The organism is Streptomyces sp. NPDC003016, assembly GCF_053591455.1.
The window spans coordinates 1-1,173 of sequence record NZ_JBSFTV010000101.1; the positions used below are offsets into that span (position 1 = coordinate 1).

Here is a 1,173-nt window from a genome sequence, read left to right on the forward strand (position 1 = left end):
TCTTACTGAGGTTGAACTCGGGATGTCGTGCTGCTGGTCAGGCGGGTCGGATGGTCAGGCCGGTCTCGGTGAGGCAGCCGTCGATGAGGTGGCTGCGGTACTGGATGTGCCGTAGGCCGCGCCGGACTGTGCGGATGAGGTGCTCTGGTGTAGAGAAAGCGACGTTGGAGAGCCAGCCGCGCCGCAGGAGGGACCAGATGCCTTCGACGGGGTTGAGGTCGGGTGCGTAGGGCGGCAGGTAGTGGATGGTCAGCCAGTCGCGGGATTCGGCGAACTCCCGCAGACCTGCGGCTTTGTGGACGTTGAGGTTGTCCCAGATGAGGACGATGGGGCCATCGAGTTGTTGGTGGGCGGCGATCAGCAGGTCCCGGTAGTCGCGCCAGGAGAAGCTTTTGCGCCCGTCACGGTTGCCGTCATCGCGACGGGGCCGGTAGATCAACCTCGATCGGTGACCGGGTTTGTAGCAGGTCAGCGCGGCTATGGATATGCGTCTGCGGGAACGGCCGCGGACCCGGACCACCGGGGTGCGGCCGCGTGGTGACCAGGTCCTGGCGTGCGGCGGCGTCATGGAGAAGCCGGCTTCGTCCTCGAAGACCAGCCAGGCTCCACGGGCCGCCGCTAGCCTTCCGCGCGGGGCCACACCTCCTTGACCCACCCCGCGACCGCATCATCGTCCCGCTCCATCGCTCTGCGGGCCGGGACCTGGCAGGACCAGCCGTTGCGCACCAACAGCTTCCGCACGCCCTGGATGGTGTACGTCAGATGGAAGCGCCGGCCGATCACCGTTTTGACCCGGGCCAGCGTCCAGCGCTGGTCCTGCCAGCCGTGCGCGGCCGGCCCCTTGGCCAGTTCCGCCTCCAGCTGGGCGAACTGCTGATCGCTGAGTCTTGGCAGGGACGCCGGCCCCTGCGACCGCAGGGATCGCGGGCCGCCCTCGGCCCACGTGTGACGCCATCGCTGGACGGAGCGGACACTGATCCGCAGGTCTCTGGCGATCGCGGTACTGCCCTCGCCCCGGGCGAACCGCTCGGCCGCCTGGAGCCGTAGCCCTTCGCGGAACTGCTGCCGTTCGGCGGTCAGCCCGCCCCCTTGTGGATACCGCATGCCTTCGGTGATACCGCACCCACCGGCCAGCCGTCACCCCCTACGACACCACACGTTCAATCTCAGTAA

1 protein-coding gene is annotated in these 1,173 nt (G+C 68.0%); it reads right to left on the minus strand.

Features of this window, described 5'->3' with window-relative positions:
- Positions 1-37: 37 nt before the first annotated feature.
- Positions 38-1,104 (minus strand): IS630 family transposase gene (locus ACWDZ4_RS35065; RefSeq protein WP_451512429.1). Its coding sequence is split into 2 segments (ribosomal slippage): positions 38-655 and positions 658-1,104, totalling 1,065 coding nucleotides; the frame shifts between segments, so codons are not numbered across the junction.
- Between the last annotated feature and the right edge of the window lie 69 nt (positions 1,105-1,173).